Here is a 15,569-nt window from a genome sequence, read left to right as displayed (position 1 = left end):
GGTAGGCCGCCGGGTCCGTGAAGCGCAGGCGCACATGACCGCCCGGGATCATCCGCTTCAGCTCGTCCGCCGTGCCCTCCGCGGCGATCTTCCCGTCGTTCAGCACCGCGATACGGTCGGCCAGTTCATCGGCCTCCTCCAGGTACTGGGTAGTGAGGAACACCGTCACCCCACCGGTCACCAACTCCCGGATGATGCCCCACATGGTGTGCCGCGAGCGCGGATCCAGGCCGGTCGTCGGCTCGTCCAGGAAGATGATCCGCGGACTGCCGACCAGCGTCATCGCGATGTCCAGGCGCCGCTTCATGCCCCCCGAGTACGTCGAGGCCGGCTTCTTCGCCGCGTCCACCAGGTCGAAACGCTCCAGCAGCTCGGCCGTCACCCGGCGGCCCTCCGCCCGGGAGAGGTGGTGCAGGTCGGCCATCAGGAGCATGTTCTCCTCGCCCGTGATCAGACCGTCCACCGCGGAGAACTGACCGGTGACCCCGATCGCCGCGCGGACCGCCTGAGCCTCGCGGGCCAGGTCGTGGCCGGCGACCTGCGCCTGACCGCCGTCCGCGGTGATCAGAGTCGAGAGGATCTTCACCGCCGTCGTCTTGCCCGCCCCGTTCGGGCCGAGCAGCGCGAACACCGATCCCGCCGGGATGCGCAGGTCGATGCCGTCGAGGACGAGCTTGTCGCCGTAGGACTTGCGCAGGCCGAGGGCCGAGATGGCGAGCGGGGTCGTGGGGCCGGCACCGTCCCCGGTCCTGGATGTGGGCATGACAGATGAAGGCATGGCGCCCTCCATTCGAAGGCTGAAGTGAGAGGTGAGTTGGGGAAGAAGGGGGCGCTCAGGCCCTGGCGCGGCGGATGTCGATGTTGCCGTAGCGCGTGCGGGCGCGGATCTTGACGGTCTCCTCGGCGTCGCCCGGCGCCCCGGACGTGGCGAGCGTGTTGTGCACCTGCCCGCGGCCCGAGCTGACGTCGAGCCACGCGGCCGTGCCCTCGCGGACGCCGATCTCGACGCCGCCGTGGTTCGTCTCCAACTGGACGGTGCCGCGGACCACTTCGCGCACGCGGAGCGCCCCGTGCACGTTGGTGGCGGTGACCGAGTCCTCGGCGCACGCGATGTCGATGTCGCCGTTGACGCCGTTGACGCGCAGTTCGCCGGTCGCGGTGCCGACGATCATGGTGCCGTGCGAGTTCTTCAGGACGGCCGGGCCGTCGAGGAGGCCGACGCGCAGGCTGCCGGAGCTGGTGGTGATCTCGGCCGGGCCCTCGACGCGGTCCACGGTGATGGAGCCGTGCGTCGCGGTCAGCCTCAGCGGACCGGTGGCGCCGAGGCGGACGTCGCCGCTCGACGTCTTCACGTCGACCTCGCCGAGCCGGCCGTCGCCGAGCACATGGGCCCACGCCCCGGTGGCGTCGAGGCGCGACCCTGCGGGGAGGTCGACCGTCACGTCGACCATGCCGCTGCGGCCGAGGCCGAACAGGCTGGGCTTGGGCGTCCTGATCGTCAGGACGCCGCTCGCGTAGGTGACCTCGGTCTGCTCGGCCGCCCGTACGTCGAGGGCCTTCTCGGGGTCACGGGGCCGCACCTCGACGACGGTGTCGGTGCGGTCCCCGGCCGTGAACTGGACGGAACCGGCGTCCACGTGCGCGGTGACCGAGATCGGTCCGGGCGTCTCGAAAGTAGGCATGGCTGTCCCGTCCTCTTGAGTCTTGGGGTCGTCCCCGCTGGTGGGACGTGGTGGAAAGGAAGCGGCGGGCGCGGTCAGCGCACCCAGCCGGTGAAGCTCTGTCCGAGATTCCTGCTCTTCTCCGCCGTACGCGGCCGGGTGCCGCCCTCGACCGCGGCCGACACCGCCCGCACGAGCCACGCGTTGACCGACAGCCCCTCCCGGCTCGCGGCCTCCTCGGCGCGCGCCTTGAGGTGGGCCGGCAGTCGCAGGTTGACGCGGGCGGTGCCGCCCTCGTCGCCGTCGGCGGGCACCTGGGGCATGAGCGGCTCGACGGGTGCGACCGGCTCCACGAGGTCACCGGCGTCGGTGGGCGGCGGTGTCACCACGAAGTCGGGGTCGAGCCCGCGCAGTCGTACGTCGACGGAGCCGGGGGCGAGTTCGCGGGTGATCTCGTCCATCGCGGCGGAGAGCACGTTGAGCAGGGTCAGCCGGGTCGCCGACTCCAGGGGAGCGGTGAGCCGCTCGGCCAGCTCACGGGCTTCGTCGCCGCCGGCCTCGGCGGCCACCGCGAGTTCGCGGCGGAGGGTGTCGACATACGGGGTGAGGTCCATGACGCCATCATGGCACCACAATGGCGCCACACGCAAGGCAGGTGCGGGCACACCTCGACCCTTCTCCCGCAAGCACTCGCCTGACCTGCACCAACACCATGGCGCCAGCGTGGGCGATCACGGCGTCACCCGCCCCAGGACGCCACTCGAGGCACACTCTGACGCCACCTGACGCCACCTGACGCCAAAGTGGCGCCACCCCACCCTCGGGCCCCCACCGTGGATCTCCGTTCGGCCACCAAACGGAAACAGACGCCCCGGTCCAGACCACATCCCCGTACAGTGCTCACGCGTCGGGCTTTCTGAACACGTTCAGGCGACGTGGGAGTTCGACGGGGGAGGGGATCGCCCGATGGGCAAGGGGGTCAAGGCCGCCGTCGTCGGTGGTGTGTTCGCGGTGATGGTCGGCGGGGCCGGCTACGGCGCGTACAACATCGTCTCGGCGGTGAGCGGCGACGGGGGAAGCGGTGCGAGCGCGTCGGCGCCGAAGACCGGGACGCCGGACAAGGACGAGGTCGCGGAGACGACCGGGAAGTTCTTCGCGGCCTGGGAGAAGGGACAGGCAACGGAGGCGGCGGCGCTCACCAACAATGCCGAGGCCGCCGGGACGCTGCTGTCGGCGTACGGCGAAGAGGCGCGCATCTCGAAGGTGCGGATCACGCCGGGGAAGGCCACCGGCACGACCGTGCCGTTCAGTGTGAAGGCCACCGTCAGTCACGACGGCACCTCCAAGCCGCTGAGCTACGACAGTGAGCTGACCGTCGTGCGGGGTAAGACCACCGGGCGGGCGCTGGTCGACTGGCAGCCGTCCGTCGTGCACCCGGAGCTGAAGGACGGCGACACCCTCGTCACCGAGGAGTCCGCCAAGCCGCCGATCAAGGCCGTCGACCGCAACGGAACCGTGCTGACGAAGGACACGTACCCGTCGCTCGGCCCCGTCCTGGACACCCTGCGCGAGCGCTACGGCGCCGAGGCGGGCGGCACTCCGGGGGTCGAGCTGGTGGTCCGGCACGCCGACCAGGCACCTGACACCCCGCTGCTGACCCTGGCCGAGGGCAAGGCGGGCAAGCTGCGGACCACGCTCAGTGCCGGGGTGCAGGCGGCGGCCGAGAAGGCGGTGCAGCGGTTCCCCGAGTCGTCGGTGGTGGCCGTGAAGCCGAGCACCGGTGAGGTGCTGGCGGTGGCCAACCACCGCGAGGACGGGTTCAACGCGGCCTTCCAGGGCAAGGTCGCCCCCGGCTCCACCATGAAGATCATCACCGCGGCCATGCTCATCGACAACGGCGTGGCCTCGATGAACGACCCGGCGCCCTGCCCGCCCACGGCCACCTGGCAGAGCCAGACGTTCAAGAACCTCACCGGCATGGAGCCGAACGACAACGCCACGCTCGCCAACAGCTTCCTGCGGTCCTGCAACACCGCCTTCATCAAGCTCATCGACGAGAAGCCGCTCACCGACGCCTCGCTCAAGCAGGAGGCCGAGGAGCGGTTCGGGCTCGGGCGAGGCGACTGGAAGACCGGCATCGCCTCCTTCGACGGCAGCGTTCCGGCGGTGAGCGGCCCGGACCGTGCCGCGGGTGCCATCGGGCAGGGGCAGGTGCAGATGAACCCGCTGAACATGGCGTCCGTGACGGCGACCGCGATCACCGGCACCTTCCGCCAGCCGTATCTCGTCTCCCCGGAGCTCGACGACCGGCAGCTGGCCCAGGCGAAGGGCCTGCCGGCGAGCACCGCCGCCCAGCTGAAGCAGATGATGCGGCTGACGGCCACCCAGGGCACGGCCGCGCAGGCCATGTCGGGGCTGGGCGGGGACATCGGTGCGAAGACCGGCTCGGCGGAGGTGACCGGCAACGCCACCTCGGACAGCTGGTTCACCGGCTTCCGGGGTGACGTGGCGGCGGCGGCCATGGTGCAGCAGGGCGGGCACGGCGGCGACGCGGCCGGGCCGATTGTCGCAGCCGTGCTACGAGCAGGCGGCTGAACAGGCCGCGCACAGGCCGGGACTCTAGGGTGGTGGCCGTCGTTGGCTACACGTCGGCGGCCACCGGGACTCGTGAGCCCGGCGGATGAGTGTGGAGGAACCAGAGGCAGTGGGGAACAGAAGGCGCGTCGCCGAGCGACGGAAGACGAGACCCGCCGTGCTCGGCGGGATGATCGCCGTGGTCGTCGGGGGCGCCGGATTCGGCGCCTACGCGCTGTTCGGCGGCGGTGCCGCCGCCGAGGACGGCACGCGCAGCACGTCGACCGCGCAGCAGGCGAAGGACGTCAAGAGCGGCCCGCTCACGGCGGCCGAGGTCACCGACACCGCCCGCCGCTTCCTCACCGCCTGGCAGAAGGGCGAGGTGAGCGAGGCCGCGGCCGCCACCGACGACCCGAAGGCCGCCACCGCGCTGCTCAAGAGCTACGCCGAGGACGCCCGTGTCGAGGATGTCACCCTCACCCCGGGCACGGCCTCCGGCGGCAAGGTCCCCTTCGCCGTGAAGGGCACGGTGACGCACGAGGACCTCAGCGAGCCTCTGGCGTACGACAGCGCGCTGACCGTCGTCCGCCGGGCCGGGGACGGCGAACCGCGCGTGGACTGGAAGGCGTCCGTCGTGCACCCGGAGCTCAAGGACGGCGACAAGCTGGTCACCGGCGCGTCCGGCACTCCGCCGGTGAAGGCGCTGGACCGGGACGGCGGCGAGCTGACCACCGCGAAGTACCCCTCGCTCGGCTCGGTGCTCGACGGGCTGCGTGAGAAGTACGGCAAGAAGGCCGGCGGCGAGGCGGGCGTGGAGCTGCGGATCGTGCGCGGCGAGGCGTCGAAGAAGGCCGAGCTCAGCGACAAGACCCTCGTGGAGCTGAGCGAGGGCACGCCCGGCACGGTGAAGACCACGCTGAACCCCGCACTGCAGGCTGCCGCCGAGGAGCAGGTGGCGAAGAAGAAGCGGGCGTCGGTGGTGGTGCTGCGCCCGTCGACCGGCGAGATCCTCGCGGTGGCGAACTCCTCGCACGGCTTCAACACCGCGTTCCAGGGCTCCCTCGCGCCGGGCTCCACGATGAAGGTGATCACCTCCTCGCTGCTGATCGAGAAGGGCCTCGCCTCGATGGACAAGCAGCACCCGTGCCCGAAGTACTTCAGCTACGGCGGCTGGAAGTTCCAGAACGACGACAAGTTCGAGATCAAGAACGGCACGTTCAAGGCGAGCTTCGCCCGCTCCTGCAACACCGCCTTCATCAGCCAGGCGCCCGAGCTGGAGAACGACGACCTGACCAAGCAGGCCCAGGAGGTGTTCGGGCTCGCGAGGAACAACTGGCAGATCGGCGTCCCGTCCTTCGACGGGGCGGTGCCGGTGCAGTCGGCGGCGCCGATGGCGGCGTCCCTCATCGGGCAGGGCGGGGTGCGGATGAACCCGCTGAACATGGCGTCGGTGGCCGCGACCGTGAAGTCGGGGGTGTTCCGGCAGCCCTACCTGGTCTCGCCCGACGTCGACGGGCGCAAGCTGGCGACCGCCTCGCGCACCCTGTCGGCGGACACGCTGGCGCAGCTGCGCGAGCTCATGGCGTACACCGCGTCCGCCGGCACGGCGGCGGAGGCGATGGCCGGGGTGGGCGGCGACAGCGGCGCCAAGACCGGGTCGGCGGAGGTCGACGGGCAGAAGAAGCCCAACGGCTGGTTCACCGCGTACCACGGCGACCTCGCGGCGGCGGGTGTCGTCCAGGCGGCCGGACACGGCGGCTCGACGGCGGGCCCGATCGTGGCGTCGCTGCTGAAGAGCGGCGGCTGAGGACGCCGACGGTCAGTGCGGCACCGGCGCCGAGCAGAGCCCGGGTCTGGCTGAGCGGACCCGTTTCTCAGTGCGGCACCGGTTCCGCCGCCGCGACGTACGTCCGGCGCAGGAACCGGGTCAGGGCCTTCGTCTCGAACTGCACCACGGACACGCCCTGCGCGGTGTGGAACTCCAGCACGGCCTGGACCCGGCCGCACGGCCACACCCGCACCTCGCCGCTGCCGGCGGGCGCGGTGAGGCCCCGCTCCAGCAGCTCACGGTCGACGGTCCACTCGCGCGCCCCGGCTCCCGGCAGCCCGACCCGGACACAGCGGGGATCCCGCTCGGGGTCGTACCGCAGGACGACGCGCACGGGCCGGTCGTCCTCCGGCGGGGCGTCGCTGATGACATGGGCGCGTGCGTACTGCTCGATCACGGACATCGGTCGGCCCCTTTACGGTGCGCCACCCCCGCGGAAGCTGTCCTTGCGCCCCCTGTCCAGCGTCGCACAATCCCCGGATTCCGCCTCCCGGTGACGGAAGGCTTTCGGTGGGCATATCACATGTGCGATACGACAAGGCGCTCGCTGTTGCAAGTGGCTTGCACATGCCCTCATCATCGAACTCGTGCACGCACCTGACGGATTCATCGACGCCCCCATCTCCGCCGCGGCCGGAGTCGTCGCCGCCGGCGCCATCGCCGTGAGCCTGCGCGGCGCGCGCCGTGAGCTCGACGAGCGCACGGCCCCGCTGGCCGGACTCGTGGCGGCGTTCATCTTCGCCGTGCAGATGCTGAACTTCCCCGTCGCGGCGGGGACCAGCGGCCATCTGCTCGGCGGCGCGCTCGCCGCGATACTCGTCGGCCCCTACACGGGGGTCCTCTGTGTCTCCGTCGTCCTGCTGATGCAGGCGATCCTCTTCGCCGACGGCGGTCTGACCGCGCTCGGCGTGAACATCACGACCATGGCGATCACGACGGCGATCGTCGCGTACGCCCTGTTCCGCGGGCTGGTGAAGGTGCTGCCGCGCACCCGCCGTTCGGTGACCGCCGCGTCGTTCGTCGCCGCCCTGGTCTCGGTCCCGGCCTCCGCGGTCGTCTTCACCCTGCTCTACGCGATCGGCGGCACGACGGACGTCTCGATCGGCAAGGTCGCCACCGCCATGGTGGGCGTGCACGTGCTCATCGGCATCGGCGAGGCCGTGATCACGGCCCTGACCGTGGGCGCCGTCATCGCCGTACGCCCGGACCTGGTGCACGGGGCGCGCGGGCTGAAGCAGAGGCTCAAGCTGCGGGTGAACGGCGAGCTGGTCGACGCCCCGGACGCGGCCCCGGACGCCGAGCCGGAGCCGGCGGCACCCGCCCCGGCCGCCGCCCGTTCCCCGCGCACGGTGTGGATCGCCGGCCTGGTGACCTCCCTGGTCCTCGCCGGTTTCGTCAGCTTCTACGCCTCCGCGAACCCGGACGGCCTGGAGAAGGTCGCCACCGACCACGGCATGGACAAGAAGGCCGAGGAGCACGCGTACGCCGACTCCCCGCTCGCCGACTACGGCGTCAAGGACGTCGACAACGCCCGCCTGTCCGGCGGACTCGCGGGTGTGATCGGCGTCGGTGTCACGGTCGTCGCGGGCACCGGCGTGTTCTGGGCGGTGCGCAGGCGCCGGACCGGCGAGGGCAGCTCGGACGCGACCTCCCCGGCGAACACGAACACGCCCGTCTGACATGGGAGCCGGGCACGCCCACCGGCTGTACCGGCACGGGCACTCCCCCGTGCACGCGCTGCCGCCGCACACCAAGCTCGCCGCGGTGTTCGCCTTCGTGGTCGTCGTGGTGTCGACGCCGCGCGAGGCGATGTGGGCGTTCGCGGTGTACGCCGGGCTGCTCGGCCTCGTCGCGTACGCGGCCCGCGTCCCGGCGGGTTTCCTGCTGAAGCGGCTGCTGATCGAGGTGCCGTTCGTCGCGTTCGCGGTGCTGCTGCCGTTCGTGGCGGAGGGCGAGCGGATCGACGTGCTCGGGCTGTCGCTGAGCGAGAGCGGCCTGTGGGGCGCCTGGAACGTGCTGGCCAAGGGCACCCTGGGCGTCGCCGCCTCCGTCCTGCTCGCGGCCACGACCGAACTGCGGGAGCTGCTGCTCGGCTTGCAACGCCTGAAGCTGCCGCCGCTGCTGGTGCAGATCGCCTCGTTCATGATCCGCTACGGCGATGTCATCACCGACGAGATGCGGCGCATGCGGATCGCCCGGGAGTCGCGGGGCTTCGAGGCGAGCGGGGTGAAGCACTGGGGTGTGCTCGCGAAGTCGGCGGGCGCGCTGTTCATCCGCTCCTACGAGCGCGGCGAGCGGGTGCACCTGGCGATGGTGAGCCGCGGTTACGCGGGTGCCATGCCGGTGATCGACGAGGCGACCGCCTCCCGGGCGCAGTGGTCGTACGCGTTCACCCTCCCCGCTGCCGCCCTTGTCGTCTGTCTGCTGGGATGGGTGCTGTGAGTACTGCTTCGCTCGAGGTCTCGGGCCTCGCCTTCGCCTATCCCGACGGGCATCAGGCCCTGTTCGGCGTGGACTTCTCGATCGCGCGCGGCGAGCGGGTCGCGCTGCTCGGTCCGAACGGAGCCGGGAAGACCACGCTGGTGCTGCACCTCAACGGCATCCTCACCGGCGGCGCGGGCACGGTGAAGGTGGCCGGGCTGCCCGTGGGCAAGCGGCACATGGCGGAGATCCGGCGCCGGGTCGGCATCGTCTTCCAGGACCCCGACGACCAGCTGTTCATGCCGACGGTGCGCGAGGACGTGGCGTTCGGTCCGGCGGCGGCCGGGATGAAGGGGCCCGAGCTGGAGGAACGGGTGGACCGGGCGCTGGACCTGGTCGGCATGCGGGAGTTCAAGGACCGCCCCCCGCACCACCTTTCCTTCGGCCAGCGGCGCCGGGTGGCCGTGGCGACGGTGCTCGCGATGGAGCCGGAGATCCTGGTCCTGGACGAGCCGTCGTCCAACCTGGATCCGGCCTCCCGCCGCGAACTGGCCGACATCCTGCGCTCCCTGGACGTCACGGTCCTGATGGTCACGCACGACCTGCCCTACGCCCTCGAACTGTGCCCACGCTCGCTGATCCTCAGCGACGGCACGATCGCGGCGGACGGCCCCACGGCGGATCTGCTGGCCGACGACGAGCTGATGCGCGCCCACCGCCTGGAACTGCCGTTCGGCTTCGACCCGCGCTCGGTGCCGGCGCCCTCCGGGCGTTCGTGACCCGGTGTCCGTGAACAATGGGCGCGTGACGAACGAGGAGACCGAGGGCTCGCTGATCCTGGACCAGCAGCTGTGCTTCGCGCTGTACGCCGCCCAGCGCGCGGTGACGGCCGCGTACCGCCCGCTCCTCGACGAGCTGGGCCTGACCTATCCGCAGTACCTGGTGCTGCTGGTGCTGTGGGAGCGCGGCGAGACGGCGGTCAAGGAGCTGGCCGCCGCGCTGCACCTCGACTACGGCACGGTGTCGCCGCTGCTGAAACGCCTGGAGGGCGCGGGGCTCGTACGCCGGGAGCGCGCGGCGCACGACGAGCGCTCGGTGCTGATCGCGCCGACGGGACGCGCCGAGGAGCTGCGGGAGCGGGCGGCCCGGGTCCCGGGCGCGCTGCTCGCGGCGACCGAGCTGGAGGGCGCCGAGGTCGCCCGGCTGCGGGAGGAGCTGTGGCAACTGGCCCGGCGCGCGGAGGCGGCGGCGGAACGCGCCCGCTGAATCACTTGGTTTACCCACGGTAGCCACCCCCTGGTGGACCGTGACGCATTACTGGCCAGTACCTTGTGCGCGATGTAGTAGCGCACACTTGACCCGGGGAAGGCCAGCCATGACGGACGGCACCGCCACCGACACCCGCCCGACGAAGATCATGTATGTCGCCGAGGCCACCGCGCACGGCGGCCGGGACGGCTATGTCACCAGCCAGGACGGACAGCTCGACCTGAAGGTCGCGATGCCGCCCGAGCTGGGCGGCGACGGCAACGGCACCAACCCGGAACAGCTCTTCGCTGCGGGCTTCAGCTCCTGCTTCCACAACGCCCTGATCCTGGTCGGCAACCGCGCCGGCTACGACCTCACCGGCTCGACGGTCGCCGCGAAGGTCGGCATCGGCCCCAACAAGCAGCGCGGCTACGGCCTCGCGGTCGCCCTGAGCGTCTCCCTGCCGGTGCTCGACGCGGACCTCGCCGCGAAGCTCGTGGACGCGGCCCACGAGGTGTGCCCGTACTCCAACGCCACGCGCGGCAACATCGACGTAACGATTGTGCTGGGCTAGCGCGACCCAGGAATCGCAGGCGAACGGGGGCCGTTGTACCCACTGTCACAGGCGGCTGTCGGATCGCATCGGAAGGGGCCTACGGACGTGGTGGACGTGCACGGCACAGTGGCCGAGGGTTTTGAACCCGTTCGGGAGGCGTTCGTACGGAACTTCCAGGCGCTCGGCGAGCGGGGCGCGGCGGTCGCCGTGTACCGGGACGGGGTCAGGGTCGTCGATCTGTGGGCCGGGGCGAAGGACGTCGACGGCAGCGAGCCGTGGCGGCGGGACACCGCCCAGGTGGTGCGCTCGGCGACCAAGGGCGTCGCCGCCGCCGTCCTGCTCATGCTGCACCAGCGCGGCGAACTGGACCTGGACGCGCCGGTCGGCCACTACTGGCCCGAGTTCAAGGCGCAGGGCAAGGAGAAGGTGCTGGTCCGGCACGTCCTGAACCACCGGGCCGGGCTGCCGGTGCTCGACCGCCCACTGACCCCCGAGGAGGCCGCCGACCCCCAGCGCGCCGCCGAGGCGGTCGCCGCCCAGGCACCCGTGTGGGAGCCGGGCACGGACCACGGCTATCACGCGCTCACCTACGGCTGGCTGGTCGACGAACTGGTCCGGCGCGTGACGGGCGGCCGGGGCTCCGGCGAGTGGATCGCGGACGAGATCGTCGCCCCGCTGGGCCTGGACCTGTGGGTCGGGCTGCCGGACGCGCAGACCCACCGGGTCGGACGGGTCGGCCGCGTGGACGGCCCGGAACCCGCCGGGGTGCTCCGCGCCCGTCCGAAGCGCTCGGTGACCGACGCCTACGACGACCCGGGCTCCCTCACCCGCCGGGCCTTCGCCGCGATCACCCCGTTCCCCGACCAGAACGACCCGGCGTTCCGCGCGGCCGCCCTGCCCGCTGCCAACGGCATCGCGACGGCGGACGGACTGGCCCGCTTCTACGCGTCGCTGATCGGGCCGGTCGACGGCGTACGCCTCCTCGACGCGACCACCGTCGACCTCGCCCGCGCCGAGGAGTCGGCAGGCCCGGACCGGGTCCTGATCGTCGGCACCCGCTTCGGCCTCGGCTACATGCTGCACGGCAGCGCCTCGCCGTTCCTCGCCCCGGGCTCCTTCGGCCACCCGGGCCGCGGCGGCTCCCTCGGCTTCGCCGACCCGGAGTCGGGCATCGCCTTCGGCTATGTCACCAACGGCTTCCGCAAAACGGTGACGGCGGATCCGCGGGCGCAGGCGCTGGTGCGGGCGGTGCGGGGCGCGCTCGGCAGCCGCTGAGTGTCAGACGTGGATCGGGTGGGAGATCCGCCCCGACGCCTGGTCGATCTCGTCGTGCGCCTTGGTGAGCAACTGCATCGCCAGTTCGTTCAATGCCCGGGCCCCGGCGACCTCCTCCCCGACCCTGGGCTGATTCGCGTCCGTGTGGTGCCGCGTCGCGTGTCCGTGTGCCCGGACCTCGGTGCCGTCGGGCAAGCGCACCATCGCGACCGCGCGCGTGTGCGTGTCGTCCTCCATGAACTCCAGCTCGACATGCCATCCCACAGCGGTGTGCATCATGACGATCACCTCCGGAAGACCTACTTCCAGGGTGCCCCCACCCCCGGGACCCCGCACCCGCCGTGCACGGCAAAAAGGACATTCTGGCCGCGTCATCCGGCGTGCAGTATCAGCCCGATCCCGACGACCAGCAGCCCGGCCGCCGCGATCCGCGGAGCACCGAACCGCTCCTTGAAGAACAGCGCCCCGATCGCGGCTCCGACGATGATCGACGACTCGCGCAGCGCAGCGATCGGCGCGAGGGCGGCACGGGTCTGGGCCCACAGCACGAGGGCGTACGCCGCGACGGAGAGGACGGCGCCGAGGAGCCCGAGGCGGGCGTGAGGCCGGAGCAGGTCCACGGCTCCGCCACGCCGGCGCCACAGCACGTACGCCGGGATGATCGTGCCCTGGACGGTCATCAGCCAGGCGATATAGCCGAGGGAGGACCCGGAGGCGCGCACGCCCAGTCCATCGACGACGGTGTACGCGGCGATGGTGAGCCCGGTCGCCAGGGCCGCGCCGATCGCGGCCCAGTGGGGCCGGTGCCCGCGCATCCCCCACAGGGCGACGCCGCTCAGGCCCGCGCAGGAGACGACGATCCCGGCGGCGGCCCAGCCGTCGGGCACCTCGTGCGCGAACACGGCGGCGAGCACCGCGACGACCAGGGGCGCGCTGCCCCGGGCGATGGGATAGGCCTGACCGAAGTCGCCCAGTTCGAAGGACCGCATCAGCAGCGCGTAGTACCCGATATGGATGGCGGCCGAGCCGAACAGATACGGCCAGGCGCCGCCCGCCGGGAACGGCACGAACGGCGTCAGGGCCAGCCCGATGAGCAGACCGCCGCCGGAGATCAGCGCGAACCCGGCGAGCTTGTCGGTGATGCGGTGCGCGAGGGCGTTCCAGCCGGCGTGGGTGACGGCGGCGAGGAGGACGGCCGCTGTGACCAGCGGGGTCACGAGGAGCGCTCGCGCACATCCACCAGGGTGCCGCCCGCGTGGGCGATCAGGGACTTGGGGTCCATGGGAAAGACAGCGTAGGGGGTACCGGCCGCGGCCCAGACGGTCTCGTGGTCGAGGAGGGAACGGTCGGCGATGACGCGGGTGGTTGTGCGGTGACCGAAGGGAGGTACGCCGCCGATGGCGTACCCCGTGGTCTCGCGTACGACGTCGGCCTTGGCCCGGGTGACCTTCTTGGCGCCGAGCTCCTGCCGGACCCGCTCGACATCGACGCGCGAGGCCCCGTCCATGAGAACGAGAACGGGTACGCCGTCCGCCGCGAAGATCAGTGACTTGCAGATCTGGCTCAGCTCACACCCGATCGCGGCTGCTGCCTCGGCGGCGGTACGGGTCGCGTCGGGGAACCGGCGGACCAGCGGAATCACGTCCCCGAGGCCCAGCGCCTCGAGCGCCTCGGCGAAACGGGGATGGACGTCGGTGCTGCCATTGCTCACGCTCATGAAGGGCACGGTAGCGGCGCATGTACGTTACAAGCGACCTCGTTTACCAGGCACACGTCGGTCCGCCCGCGGTCACTTCGTGACGTACGGGAGGAAGTCGGCCCACGTGGTGCGAGCGACGGTGAGGTGTGAGGAGTCGGGGCGCTTGGAGTCGCGGATGTGGATGGTGGCGGGGGTGCTGGCCACTTCGACGCAGTCGTTGCCGTTACTGCTGTCGCTGTAGCTGCTCTTGAACCAGTGGAGTTCCGGGGTGCTCATAGTTCTCCCAGTACTTGCTCGATGAAGGCCAGAGACTCCTCTGGCGTGAGCGCCTGAGCCCGGATGATGCCATACCGCAGGTCAAGAAGCCGGAGCTGCCTCGGATTAGAGACAGGACGGCCGCCGAAGTCACCGTCGGTACGCCCCACTGCGGTGCCGTCGCCGAACTTCAGTACCTGAATCTGTCCCCCCGTACCCGGATGGTTCGCCCGGGATGTAGGCATCACCTGAAGCTCCACGAACGGCAACCGGGCCACCTCCAACAGGTGTTCGAGCTGTCGACGCAACACCATTGTGCCCCCGATGGGCCGCCGCAGCGTCACCTCTTCTTGCACGAAGCTGAGTTCCGGTGCTGGAGACCGGCTGAAGATGCACTTCCGAGCCATGCGCCCCGCCACCATTCGCTCGAACTCGTCGGAGGAGTACGCGGGACGCCATGTCGCGAGCAGCGCCCGCATGTACTCCTCGGTCTGCAACAGACCGTGCATGTTGTGGTTGCCGTACATCAACAGCTCGATCGCACGCCCCTCCAGATCCGCCAGTTCCCGGACCTTCTTCGGATAGCGAGCCTTCTCCATGTCCCGCTTGAAGGCCTTGAGGTGCCCCTGCGCCCCCAACACATCATCCGCCCGATCCAAAAACTCCGGCCTCGGAATCCGCTGCCCCCGCTCGATCTTGCGGATCATGTCCTCGCCGTAGCCCATGACCTCCCCGAACTCGGCGCAGCGCATCCCCGCCGCCTCGCGGCACACCTTCAGCAGGCGGCCCACCGCCTGGACCAACGGCTCGATCTCGTCCCCGGGTTCGACGTCCCAACCGGCCTCGTCCGCGACCTCGTTCATGCCCACCCTCCACCGCGCAGTCGTACCCGTTCCAACTCCCGGGACAGCCGAGACAGCACGAGACAAAGCCGGGACAGTCCCGCGACGCACAGGAGCGATCACTCACCCAGAGAAGCCGAACACTGCACGCTGAGTGACGTGAACGGCGATTTGAGTGCCCCTGAAAATGAACTCACCCACACCATCCGCAACTTCACCGTGCTGCTGTCACCCACGCCGCGCGGCGCCCGCCTGGCCCGGCTGCTCGCCAGGGAGCAACTGCGCAGCTGGGGGCTCCCGTTGGACCCGGCGGAGCTGATCGTCGCCGAGCTGGCCGTCAACGCGGCGACGCACGGCCGTGTGGCCGGACGTGACTTCCGGCTGACGCTCTACGTCGTCGCCGGCACCCTCCGTATCGAGGTCACAGACACACGGGGCGACCGCCTGCCCGCGATCGACCACACCGCCCCACCCGACACCGAGTCCGGCCGGGGCCTCCTGCTCGTAGACGCCCTCGCCAAACGCTGGGGCACGGCCCCAGGACCATACCCACGCAAAACCGTCTGGGCCGAGCTAAAGGTACGCAGCCTCATGTGTACACATGAGACATGATGTACTCTCGGTGCATGACTCAGATGCCCATAGAGTCCATCCGTGACGTGCGTGCCCACTTGGCCGAGGTGGTCGAGCGGGCCGACCGCGACGACACGCCTACGGTCATCACGCGGCGTGGCAAGCAGGTGGCCGCCGTGGTGTCCATCGATGTCCTGCGCAAGTACCAGGAATGGGAAGAACGCGAGATCAACCGGATCATCGACGAACGCATGGCGAATCCGGCAGCCGGCATCCCGATCGAGGACGTCATGAGGGAGACGCTGGAGCGCGGTGAGTAGGTCGTACCGCACCGTCTTCCGGCCGGAGGCTCGCGCGGAGCTTCGCAAGATTCCCCGGGACATGGCACTCCGCATCCTGATCAAGCTCACAGAACTGGAGACCGACCCGCTCGGCTTCAACACCACCGCGCTTGTATCGCAGCCGGACCGGCGGCGACTCCGCGTCGGCGATTACCGCGTCATCTACACGATCGACAACGGCGAACTGGTGGTCTGGGTCGTTCACGTCGGGCATCGCTCCACGGTCTACGACACATGACGCGGGAAGCCATCGCAGTCCCTCTGCAAGCCGGTGAGGGCGCCCCGTCCCCACGGAG

20 protein-coding genes are annotated in these 15,569 nt (G+C 70.8%); 11 read left to right on the top strand and 9 right to left on the bottom strand.

Going from position 1 to position 15,569, the window contains the following annotated elements:
- The 3 genes from N4P33_RS13515 to N4P33_RS13505 form a co-directional block, all read right to left on the bottom strand.
- Positions 1-763, bottom strand: a 763-nt coding sequence (locus N4P33_RS13515; protein WP_260826648.1) for an ABC transporter ATP-binding protein, incomplete at its 3' end; no start/stop codon positions are given.
- A 70-nt stretch (positions 764-833) separates the two neighbouring features.
- Entirely contained in the window at positions 834-1,682 is an 849-nt protein-coding gene (locus N4P33_RS13510; protein WP_260826647.1) for a DUF4097 domain-containing protein, read from the bottom strand.
- A gap of 74 nt (positions 1,683-1,756) precedes the next feature.
- Positions 1,757-2,275, bottom strand: a complete 519-nt coding sequence (locus N4P33_RS13505) for a toxin-antitoxin system HicB family antitoxin (RefSeq protein WP_260826646.1) — start codon at positions 2,273-2,275, stop codon at positions 1,757-1,759.
- Positions 2,276-2,627: 352 nt separating this feature from the next.
- Between N4P33_RS13505 and N4P33_RS13500 the strand changes: the two genes are divergently transcribed.
- Positions 2,628-4,256, top strand: coding sequence for a penicillin-binding transpeptidase domain-containing protein (locus tag N4P33_RS13500; protein WP_260826645.1), 1,629 nt, complete (start codon positions 2,628-2,630; stop codon positions 4,254-4,256).
- A 109-nt stretch (positions 4,257-4,365) separates the two neighbouring features.
- Positions 4,366-6,042, top strand: coding sequence for a penicillin-binding transpeptidase domain-containing protein (locus N4P33_RS13495; protein WP_260826644.1), 1,677 nt, complete (start codon positions 4,366-4,368; stop codon positions 6,040-6,042).
- Positions 6,043-6,109: 67 nt separating this feature from the next.
- Here N4P33_RS13495 and N4P33_RS13490 read toward each other — a convergent pair whose 3' ends face one another.
- On the bottom strand, positions 6,110-6,466 hold the full coding sequence (locus N4P33_RS13490; RefSeq protein WP_260826643.1) for an SsgA family sporulation/cell division regulator: 357 nt from the start codon (positions 6,464-6,466) through the stop codon (positions 6,110-6,112).
- Positions 6,467-6,650: 184 nt separating this feature from the next.
- On the opposite strand from N4P33_RS13490, the gene N4P33_RS13485 reads away from it, so the two are divergent.
- The 6 genes from N4P33_RS13485 (at position 6,651) to N4P33_RS13460 (ending at position 11,563) form a co-directional block, all read left to right on the top strand.
- Entirely contained in the window at positions 6,651-7,742 is a 1,092-nt protein-coding gene (locus N4P33_RS13485) for an energy-coupling factor ABC transporter permease (protein WP_260826642.1), read from the top strand.
- A 1-nt stretch (position 7,743) separates the two neighbouring features.
- Positions 7,744-8,505, top strand: coding sequence for a cobalt ECF transporter T component CbiQ (cbiQ, locus tag N4P33_RS13480; RefSeq protein ID WP_260826641.1), 762 nt, complete (start codon positions 7,744-7,746; stop codon positions 8,503-8,505).
- On the top strand, positions 8,493-9,263 hold the full coding sequence (locus N4P33_RS13475; protein ID WP_260826640.1) for an energy-coupling factor ABC transporter ATP-binding protein: 771 nt from the start codon (positions 8,493-8,495) through the stop codon (positions 9,261-9,263). Before cbiQ ends, N4P33_RS13475 begins: the two co-directional genes overlap by 13 nt.
- 25 nt (positions 9,264-9,288) lie before the next feature.
- The gene (locus N4P33_RS13470; protein ID WP_260826639.1) at positions 9,289-9,750 is read left to right on the top strand and encodes a MarR family winged helix-turn-helix transcriptional regulator; all 462 of its coding nucleotides are present in this window, start codon (positions 9,289-9,291) and stop codon (positions 9,748-9,750) included.
- A 109-nt stretch (positions 9,751-9,859) separates the two neighbouring features.
- Complete coding sequence (locus tag N4P33_RS13465; RefSeq protein ID WP_260826638.1) at positions 9,860-10,306, top strand: organic hydroperoxide resistance protein; 447 nt, start codon at positions 9,860-9,862, stop codon at positions 10,304-10,306.
- A 90-nt stretch (positions 10,307-10,396) separates the two neighbouring features.
- On the top strand, positions 10,397-11,563 hold the full coding sequence (locus tag N4P33_RS13460) for a serine hydrolase domain-containing protein (protein WP_260826650.1): 1,167 nt from the start codon (positions 10,397-10,399) through the stop codon (positions 11,561-11,563).
- 3 nt (positions 11,564-11,566) lie between these two features.
- Here the strand turns inward: N4P33_RS13460 and N4P33_RS13455 are convergent, their stop codons facing one another.
- From N4P33_RS13455 to N4P33_RS13435, 5 genes are all read right to left on the bottom strand, one after another.
- Positions 11,567-11,842, bottom strand: coding sequence for a DUF1876 domain-containing protein (locus N4P33_RS13455; RefSeq protein WP_260826637.1), 276 nt, complete (start codon positions 11,840-11,842; stop codon positions 11,567-11,569).
- Positions 11,843-11,934: 92 nt separating this feature from the next.
- A complete protein-coding gene (locus N4P33_RS13450; RefSeq protein ID WP_260826636.1) occupies positions 11,935-12,780 on the bottom strand; it encodes an EamA family transporter in 846 nt (281 codons plus the stop codon).
- Positions 12,777-13,280, bottom strand: a complete 504-nt coding sequence (locus N4P33_RS13445; RefSeq protein WP_260826635.1) for a YbaK/EbsC family protein — start codon at positions 13,278-13,280, stop codon at positions 12,777-12,779. Before N4P33_RS13445 ends, N4P33_RS13450 begins: the two co-directional genes overlap by 4 nt.
- A 72-nt stretch (positions 13,281-13,352) precedes the next feature.
- Positions 13,353-13,538 (bottom strand): DUF397 domain-containing protein, encoded by a 186-nt coding sequence (locus N4P33_RS13440; RefSeq protein WP_260826634.1) that lies wholly within the window; start codon positions 13,536-13,538, stop codon positions 13,353-13,355.
- Positions 13,535-14,380: a helix-turn-helix transcriptional regulator gene (locus N4P33_RS13435; protein WP_260826633.1), complete on the bottom strand. Its 846-nt coding sequence runs from the start codon at positions 14,378-14,380 to the stop codon at positions 13,535-13,537. Before N4P33_RS13435 ends, N4P33_RS13440 begins: the two co-directional genes overlap by 4 nt.
- A 129-nt stretch (positions 14,381-14,509) precedes the next feature.
- Here N4P33_RS13435 and N4P33_RS13430 point away from each other — a divergent pair, with 129 nt between their 5' ends.
- Genes N4P33_RS13430 through N4P33_RS13420 form a run of 3 tightly spaced genes read left to right on the top strand, consistent with a single transcriptional unit; the run spans position 14,510 to position 15,511 of the window.
- On the top strand, positions 14,510-14,971 hold the full coding sequence (locus tag N4P33_RS13430) for an ATP-binding protein (protein WP_399029382.1): 462 nt from the start codon (positions 14,510-14,512) through the stop codon (positions 14,969-14,971).
- Between the two features lie 14 nt (positions 14,972-14,985).
- Entirely contained in the window at positions 14,986-15,252 is a 267-nt protein-coding gene (locus N4P33_RS13425; protein WP_260826630.1) for a type II toxin-antitoxin system Phd/YefM family antitoxin, read from the top strand.
- Positions 15,245-15,511 carry a type II toxin-antitoxin system RelE/ParE family toxin gene (locus N4P33_RS13420; RefSeq protein WP_260826629.1) on the top strand — a complete coding sequence of 89 codons (267 nt, stop codon included), beginning with the start codon at positions 15,245-15,247 and terminating at the stop codon, positions 15,509-15,511. Before N4P33_RS13425 ends, N4P33_RS13420 begins: the two co-directional genes overlap by 8 nt.
- The last annotated feature ends 58 nt before the right edge of the window (positions 15,512-15,569 follow it).

Source organism: Streptomyces sp. 15-116A (assembly GCF_025290915.1).
Classification (GTDB): domain Bacteria; phylum Actinomycetota; class Actinomycetes; order Streptomycetales; family Streptomycetaceae; genus Streptomyces.
This window is presented reverse-complemented; position numbering and strand designations above follow the sequence as displayed.

Coding starts and splice junctions, on each gene's coding strand:
- N4P33_RS13490 (WP_260826643.1), bottom strand. CDS start 6,466: ATGTCCGTGATCGAGCAGTACGCACGCGCCCATGTCATCAGCGACGCC.
- N4P33_RS13510 (WP_260826647.1), bottom strand. CDS start 1,682: ATGCCTACTTTCGAGACGCCCGGACCGATCTCGGTCACCGCGCACGTG.
- N4P33_RS13435 (WP_260826633.1), bottom strand. CDS start 14,380: ATGAACGAGGTCGCGGACGAGGCCGGTTGGGACGTCGAACCCGGGGAC.
- N4P33_RS13425 (WP_260826630.1), top strand. CDS start 14,986: ATGACTCAGATGCCCATAGAGTCCATCCGTGACGTGCGTGCCCACTTG.
- N4P33_RS13475 (WP_260826640.1), top strand. CDS start 8,493: ATGGGTGCTGTGAGTACTGCTTCGCTCGAGGTCTCGGGCCTCGCCTTC.
- N4P33_RS13440 (WP_260826634.1), bottom strand. CDS start 13,538: ATGAGCACCCCGGAACTCCACTGGTTCAAGAGCAGCTACAGCGACAGC.
- N4P33_RS13455 (WP_260826637.1), bottom strand. CDS start 11,842: ATGATGCACACCGCTGTGGGATGGCATGTCGAGCTGGAGTTCATGGAG.
- cbiQ (WP_260826641.1), top strand. CDS start 7,744: ATGGGAGCCGGGCACGCCCACCGGCTGTACCGGCACGGGCACTCCCCC.
- N4P33_RS13505 (WP_260826646.1), bottom strand. CDS start 2,275: ATGGACCTCACCCCGTATGTCGACACCCTCCGCCGCGAACTCGCGGTG.
- N4P33_RS13445 (WP_260826635.1), bottom strand. CDS start 13,280: ATGAGCGTGAGCAATGGCAGCACCGACGTCCATCCCCGTTTCGCCGAG.
- N4P33_RS13465 (WP_260826638.1), top strand. CDS start 9,860: ATGACGGACGGCACCGCCACCGACACCCGCCCGACGAAGATCATGTAT.
- N4P33_RS13500 (WP_260826645.1), top strand. CDS start 2,628: ATGGGCAAGGGGGTCAAGGCCGCCGTCGTCGGTGGTGTGTTCGCGGTG.